The sequence below is a fragment of the Pseudonocardia sp. EV170527-09 genome, assembly GCF_008369905.1.
Taxonomy (GTDB): Bacteria; Actinomycetota; Actinomycetes; order Mycobacteriales; family Pseudonocardiaceae; genus Pseudonocardia.
Genome location: NZ_VRMC01000038.1, coordinates 46720 through 53521, shown reverse-complemented (window position 1 = coordinate 53521; position 6802 = coordinate 46720). Strand labels below are relative to the sequence as shown.

Genomic DNA, 6802 nt, shown 5'->3' with positions numbered 1-6802 from the left:
GGACCCTGGCCGACGGCTGGGCCTACGCCCGACTCTATGAGTCGACCCGCCAACGCAACGACGCCCTACCCGGCTGGCTGCACTTCTACAATCACCACCGCGCTCACTCCGCCATCGGCGGCCAGCCACCAGTCACCAGGCTGACCAACCTCCCTGGACATCACACCTAGCCGCACCCGTCGCGTTCCGTGATCGATACGACGTCGTGATCGAGTCGTAGCTGCTCGGACGAGTGTCCTCATCACGCTGGGTGTCACCGGCAGGGCCGAGCCGGTGATGGTCGACGTCGCAATGGTGCTCTCTGGTTTGTTCGTCGGCCGACCGCGGTCCACTCTTTTCGGCGACGGCGCCGAGAAATGGATGAGAGACCATGTCGGTGTGTCCGGCAATTGCTGTCCGTGACGGTGTGGCAGCACCACGACGTGCAGGATGTCGATCAGGAAAGGAGATCATCGTGCGCAACTGGGGTTGGTGAGGGCATCCGCCGCAATGGCCACGTCCATTGTGTCGACCAACGGTGGTTCGAGTGCGAAAGGAGATCGACAATGCGTAACTGGGGTTGGTGAGAACAGCGCACGCACCGCGTCGCAGCACGGGACGCGGTGGGCACCGTCCGGGTGACGACGCCCACCGCGCCCGGCAGCGCCGTCGAGTCCCCTCGGCCACCTGTCCGTAGAGTGGGACCCCGAGTCGATGCCGGTCCTCCCTGCGGTCTCTCCGCCGTGGAGGACGCCCGAACGGGGCCGGCGGCGAGGAGGCAGTACGTGACGACGAACCGGGGACTCTCGGCGATCCGACGCCCGGCCGATCTGCGAGGGCTCGGGCCCGAGGAGCTGGCCTCGCTCGCGGCCGAGATCCGGGGGTTCCTCATGAAGGCGGTGTCCCGCACCGGCGGTCACCTGGGGCCGAACCTGGGCGTGGTGGAGCTGAGCATCGCCCTGCACCGGGTCTTCGAGTCCCCGCAGGACACCCTGATCTGGGACACGGGCCACCAGGCGTACGTGCACAAGCTGCTGACCGGCCGTCAGGAGGGCTGGGACCGGCTGAAGAAGACCGGCGGGCTGTCGGGCTACCCGAGCCGCGCCGAGTCCGAGCACGACCACGTGGAGTCCAGCCACGCGTCGTCGTCGCTGTCCTGGGCCGACGGGATCGCCCGCGCGCACGCGCTGACCGGGGTCGACCGGCACGTCGTCGCGGTGATCGGCGACGGTGCGCTGACCGGCGGCATGGCCTGGGAGGCGCTCAACAACATCGCGGCCGGTGCGGACCGCAACGTCGTGATCGTCGTGAACGACAACGGCCGCTCCTACTCGCCGACCATCGGCGGGCTGGCGGACCGGCTCGCGTCGCTGCGGCTGCAGCCCGGCTACGAGCGCGTGCTCGAGGCCGGCAAGCGCACCGTCCGTGGCACCCCCGTCGTCGGGCCCGCGCTCTATGCGGGCCTGCACGCGTTCAAGGCCGGGGTGAAGGACGCCCTGTCCCCGCAGGAGCTGTTCTCGGACCTGGGGATCAAGTACTTCGGTCCGGTCGACGGCCACGACATCGGCCAGCTCGAGTCCGCGCTGCGCCGGGCGAAGCGCTTCGGTGGGCCGGTCATCGTGCACACGGTCACCCGCAAGGGCAACGGCTACCCGCCCGCGGAGAACGACGAGGCCGAGCAGATGCACAGCCCGGCCGCGTTCGACCCGGAGACCGGTCTGCCCACCGGCACCCCGGTGACCGGCTGGACCGACGTGTTCGCCGAGGAGATGGTGGCGCTCGGGACACGGCGCACCGACGTCGTCGCGATCACCGCGGCGATGCTCGGCCCGACCGGTCTCGCCCCCTTCGCGGCCGCCCACCCGGACCGCATCGTCGACGTCGGGATCGCCGAGCAGCACGCGCTGACCACCGCCGCCGGGCTGGCCCGGGCCGGGCGGCACCCCGTCGTCGTGCTGTACTCGACGTTCCTCAACCGGGGCTTCGACCAGCTGCTGATGGACGTGGGACTGCACCGCGAGCGCGTCACGCTGGTGCTGGACCGCTCCGGGGTCACCGGCAGCGACGGCCCGTCGCACAACGGGATGTGGGACCTGTCGCTGCTGGGCATCGTGCCCGGCATGCGGGTCGCCGCCCCGCGTGACGAGACGACCCTGCGCGAGGAGTTCCGGGAGGCCGTCGCGGTCACCGACGGCCCGACCGCGCTGCGCTACCCCAAGGGCTCGGTGATCGGCTCGGTCCCCGCGCTGCGCCGGCTCGACGGCGGGGCCGGGGTCGACGTGCTGCACGAGCCGTCCGACGGGCGTTCCCAGGTGCTGCTCGTCTGCGTCGGGCCGTTCGCCGAGTCCGGCGTCGCCGTCGCCCGGCGGCTCGCCGACCAGGGCGTCGACGTCACCGTCGTCGACCCGCGGTGGGTCCTGCCGGTCCCGCGTGAGCTGCTCACCCTGGCCGCCGACCACCAGCTCGTGGTCACCGTCTCCGACTGCGGCACGCACGGCGGGTTCGGGTCCGCGCTGTCCGACGCGCTGCGCGCCGCCGAGGTCGACGTGCGTCAGCGCGACCTCGCGCTGCCCCAGGAGTACCTGGAGCACGGCAGCCGCGACGACGTGCTCGCCACCTGCGGGCTGACCGAGCAGGACATGGCCCGCCGGATCACCGAGTGGGCGGCCGCAGCGGTCCCCTCGACCCCCGAGGGGGCCGTTCCCGGGCGGGAGCGCACCCGCTGATGCGCGTCATTGTCGTCGAGGACGAGCCGGCGATGGCCGACGCCGTCGTGCGCGGCCTGCGCCGGGACGGGATGGCCGTCGACGTCGCCTACGACGGCGACGAGGGTTCGGAGAAGCTGTCGGTGACCCGCTACGACGTCGCCGTCCTCGACCGTGACCTGCCCGGCCGCAGCGGCGACGACCTGTGCGACGAGCTCGTCGCCGCGGGTGGCCTGACCCGGGTGCTGATGCTGACCGCGTCGGGCACCCCGGCCGACAAGGTCGAGGGGCTGTCCCGCGGTGCCGACGACTACCTGGCCAAGCCGTTCGACTTCCCCGAGCTGGTCGCCCGGGTCCGGGCGCTCGGTCGTCGGGCGACCCCGGCGGTGCCGCCCACGCTGCGGGCCGGCGACGTCGTGCTGGACCCGGCCCGGCGCACCGTGCTGCGCTCCGGACGTCCGGTCGAGCTGACCCGCAAGGAGTTCGGCGTGCTGGAGGTCCTGCTCGCCGCGCGCGGTGCCGTGGTGTCGTCGGAGGAGCTGCTCGAACGCGTCTGGGACGAGAACGCCGACCCGTTCACGACCACGGTGCGGGTCACCGTCATGACCCTGCGCAAGAAGCTCGGTGCGCCGGGTCCGATCGACACCGTCGTCGGTGCCGGGTACCGGGTGCCCGCCGACGGGACCCCCACGGCGTGACGCGGTGGGCGCCCTCCGGCCGCGGCTGACGCTGCTCGCGACGGCGCTCGTCGCCGCCGTCGCCGCGCTGCTGCTCCTGCTCGGCTGGATGCTGGTGGGCGCGGTCATCGCGGGCACCCCGGCGCTGCCCGGAACGGTGTTCGTGGGCGGGGTCGCGGTGCCCGCCGAGACGGCCCGCGAGGCGGTCGCCGCCTCGGCGCGCGCCGAGGTGCTGCGGGCCGGGCTGATCGCGTTCCCCCTGGTCGTCGCGGCCGGCGCGGTCACGTCCTGGGTGCTGGTCGGGCGGGTGCTGCACCCGCTGCGCCGGGTCGTCGAGACCACGTCACGGCTCTCGGCGAGCTCGCTCGACGAGCGGGTGGCACTCGCCGGGGCCCGCGGCGAGGTCGCCGAGCTGGCCGCCGCCGTCGACGCGATGCTCGACCGGCTGCAGGCCGCGTTCGACGCCCAGTCCCGGTTCGTCGCCAACGCCGGGCACGAGCTGCGCACCCCGCTGGCGGTGCTCCGCACCGAGATCGACGTGACGCTCCAGGACCCCGACGCCGACGCCGCGGAGCTGCGCCGGATGGCCGGGGTGGTCCGGGAGGCGGGCCGTCGCTGCGACGAGCTGGTCAGCGGGCTGCTGCTGCTCGCCCGCACCGAGGCCGGGGGAGCGTTGCACGACTCGGACCGGGTGCCGGTGGACCTGGTCGCGCTCGTCGCCGCGGAGCTCGCGGCCGTGACCGGGGACGTCGCCGTCCGCGGACTGGTGGTGCGGACCGACCCGCGACCCGCGACGACCCGGGGCAACGAGCCGTTGCTGCGCCGGATGGTGGCGAACCTGCTGGAGAACGCGGTGCGGCACAACCGCGACGGAGGCTGGATCGAGGTCGGCTGCGGCACCGGAACGCCCGGGTCGGAGGTCGTGCTGCGGGTTGCGTCGTCGGGGCCGGAGCTGGCCCCGGACAAGGTGGCCGAGCTGTTCGAGCCGTTCCGGCGGGGCCCGGTGGCCCGTACCGCCCACACCCGCGGATCCGGCCTGGGGCTGTCGATCGTGCGGTCGGTCGCGACCGCGCACGGCGGCACCGTGCACGCCGAGGCGGTCCCCGGCGGGGGACTGGCGGTGCACGTCGCGCTGCCCGACGACACGACGGCCCCCGTGCCCTCGGGCGGCGCCCCGGCGCTGGCCCGCTGACCGGCGGGCAGGCCCGGTCCGGGCTCAGCCGGCGCGGGTGGCCAGGGCCGGTTCGAGAACGGGGGTCAGGAGCTCGACCTGCCACGGGCGGGCGCCGCCGGCGCGCAGGGCGGCCGGGAGGTCGCCGTCGGTGGGTGGGGTCCAGCAGACCCGGCGCAGCAGGTCGGGCTGCAGGAGGTTCTCCACCGGCACGTCGTGCTGCTCGGAGACCGTGCTCAGTGCCGCGCGGGCGGCGTCGAGCCGGGCGGCGGCGTCGGGGTCCCGGTCGGCCCAGCGTGACACCGGCGGGGGGCCGTCGGTGGTCGCGGCGCCACGCGGCAGCTCGGACTCGGGCAGCTCGGCGGCCCGGCGCAGCGCGTCGAACCAGTACCGGGCCAGCCTGCGCTGGGAGCGTCCGCGGAACACCGGCAGCTCGGCCAGTGCCTGCGGGGAGTCGGGGTTGCGCACCGCGGCGTCGACGATCGCGGCGTCGGGCAGGACCCGGCCGGGGGCGATGTCGCGCTCGGCGGCGAGCGCGTCGCGGGCCAGCCACAGCTCCCGGACCGCGGCGAGCGGACGGGGGCGGCGGACCTTGTGGATGCCGGAGGTGCGCCGCCAGGGCTCCGCGCGCGGCGCGGGCGGCGGTGCGGTGCGGACCGCCTCGAACTCCTGGCGGGCCCACTCCAGCTTGCCCTGCTCGTCGAGCATCCGGGTCAGGACGTCCCGCAGGTCGATGAGGACCTCGACGTCCAGCGCGGCGTAGACCAACCAGTCCTCGGGCAGCGGGCGACGCGACCAGTCGGCGGCGCCGTGCCCCTTCTCCAGGCCGAGGCCCAGCAGGTTCTCCACCATCGGGCCGAGCCCGACCCGGGGGAGCCCGGCGAGCCGGCCCGCCAGCTCGGTGTCGAACAGCGACGCCGGGCGCAGCTCCAGCTCAGCCAGGCACGGGAGGTCCTGCGAGGCCGCATGGAGCACCCACTCCGGCCCGTCGAGGGCCGCGGCGAGCGGCCCCAGCTCGCCGCGCAGCGGGATCGGGTCCACCAGCGCGGACCCGGCCCCGGCACGCCGCAGCTGCACCAGGTAGGCGCGCTGGGAGTACCGGAAGCCGGAGGCACGCTCCGCGTCGACGGCGACCGGACCGCTGCCCCCGGCGATCGCCGCCGCCACGCGGGCGAGGTCGTCGGGGGTCTCGGTGACCGGGGGGAGGCCGTCGGCGGGACGGAGCAGCGGTACCTGATCGGGTGAACCGTCCGGAGTCGCCGAGACCGGCGGCCGGGTCGTGTCCGTACCGCCGGCGGCGCCGGTCCCGGGATTCAGCGAATGACCCCCGCGCGCATGGCGAGCGCGACCATCTGGGCGCGGTCGCCGGTGCCGAGCTTGCGGCCGATCCGGGAGAGGTGGCTCTTCACCGTGAGGGCGGAGAGGTTCAGGGCCTCACCGATCTCCTTGTTGGACTGGCCGTCCGCGACGAGCTGCAGCACCTCGACCTCGCGGGCCGAGAGCTCCCGCGGGGTGTTGTCGGTGCCCGGCACGCGGGACCCGGTGGCCAGCAGCGGGGCGACCGTCGGGTCGGCGTAGACGCCGCCGTCGAGGACCCGCTTGACGCCGTCGGTCACGACCGAGGGCGACGCCGACTTGAGCAGGTACGCCTGCGCGCCGGCCTGGAACGCCGAGCGGACCGCGTACGGGTCGTCGGAGGAGGCGAGCACGACGAGCCGGTTCCAGCCGAGCGAGCGGAGCTCGCTGACCAGGTCCAGCCCGCTGCCGTCCGGCAGCGTCAGATCGAGGATCGCGAGGTCGCAGGGGCCCGCCGCGTGGGCGCGTGCCCGCGCTTCGGTCACCGAGGCGGCCTCGTGCACGGTGCCCGCTCCCATGGAGCGCAGCCGCCCGGCGATCGCCTCCCGGAGCAGCGGGTGGTCGTCCACGACGAGAACCGTGAACAGCTCCTCCCGCGGCTGCGGGACGATCCCAGGTGAGAGCACTGCTCCACCGATCGGAGCGCCACCTGGGGTGGTGTTGCCGGAGCTCTGCGCCGGCACTTGCTGGCCAAGTACAGCCACGTCGTCAACCTTCCTGGAGTCGGTCGTACGCCCCCGACCAACACCGGAACCCGAGGGACGGAGAGTGGCGCTCGGCCGCCCGGGCGGGTGCCATGGCAGAGATGGTATCCCTCCAAGCGGCCTAACGTCTGGTGTGCATTCGTCTTTCCGGCTCGGAAAGTTACATGCGTGTGGGCGCGGTCCCACCCCTCCGGGTGAAAGATGTCCGAC

General features: G+C 74.2%; 6 protein-coding genes. 4 read left to right on the top strand and 2 right to left on the bottom strand.

All coding sequences use genetic code 11. The annotated features are described in order from the left end of the window. The 4 genes from FVA95_RS14025 to FVA95_RS14010 form a co-directional block, all read left to right on the top strand. Positions 1-170, top strand: a 170-nt coding sequence (locus FVA95_RS14025; RefSeq protein ID WP_149662779.1) for an integrase core domain-containing protein, incomplete at its 5' end; no start/stop codon positions are given. Between the two features lie 594 nt (positions 171-764). Beyond that, entirely contained in the window at positions 765-2705 is a 1941-nt protein-coding gene (gene dxs, locus FVA95_RS14020) for a 1-deoxy-D-xylulose-5-phosphate synthase (protein WP_149664610.1), read from the top strand. Further along, a complete protein-coding gene (locus FVA95_RS14015; protein ID WP_149664609.1) occupies positions 2705-3382 on the top strand; it encodes a response regulator transcription factor in 678 nt (225 codons plus the stop codon). Before dxs ends, FVA95_RS14015 begins: the two co-directional genes overlap by 1 nt. 4 nt (positions 3383-3386) lie before the next feature. After that, positions 3387-4553, top strand: coding sequence for a cell wall metabolism sensor histidine kinase WalK (locus FVA95_RS14010; protein WP_240051475.1), 1167 nt, complete (start codon positions 3387-3389; stop codon positions 4551-4553). 24 nt (positions 4554-4577) lie between these two features. On the opposite strand, the gene FVA95_RS14005 is transcribed toward FVA95_RS14010, so the two are convergent. Together FVA95_RS14005 and FVA95_RS14000 are read right to left on the bottom strand one after the other, a co-directional pair. Then, complete coding sequence (locus tag FVA95_RS14005) at positions 4578-5849, bottom strand: ribonuclease D (protein ID WP_149664608.1); 1272 nt, start codon at positions 5847-5849, stop codon at positions 4578-4580. Then, positions 5846-6406 (bottom strand): response regulator transcription factor, encoded by a 561-nt coding sequence (locus FVA95_RS14000; protein WP_029239699.1) that lies wholly within the window; start codon positions 6404-6406, stop codon positions 5846-5848. The genes FVA95_RS14005 and FVA95_RS14000 overlap by 4 nt, the downstream gene beginning before the upstream one ends. Between the last annotated feature and the right edge of the window lie 396 nt (positions 6407-6802).

Bases quoted from the DNA above. Each gene is read 5' to 3' on its own strand.
- FVA95_RS14015 (WP_149664609.1), top strand. From the start codon at position 2,705: ATGCGCGTCATTGTCGTCGAGGACGAGCCGGCGATGGCCGACGCCGTC.
- FVA95_RS14000 (WP_029239699.1), bottom strand. From the start codon at position 6,406: ATGGGAGCGGGCACCGTGCACGAGGCCGCCTCGGTGACCGAAGCGCGG.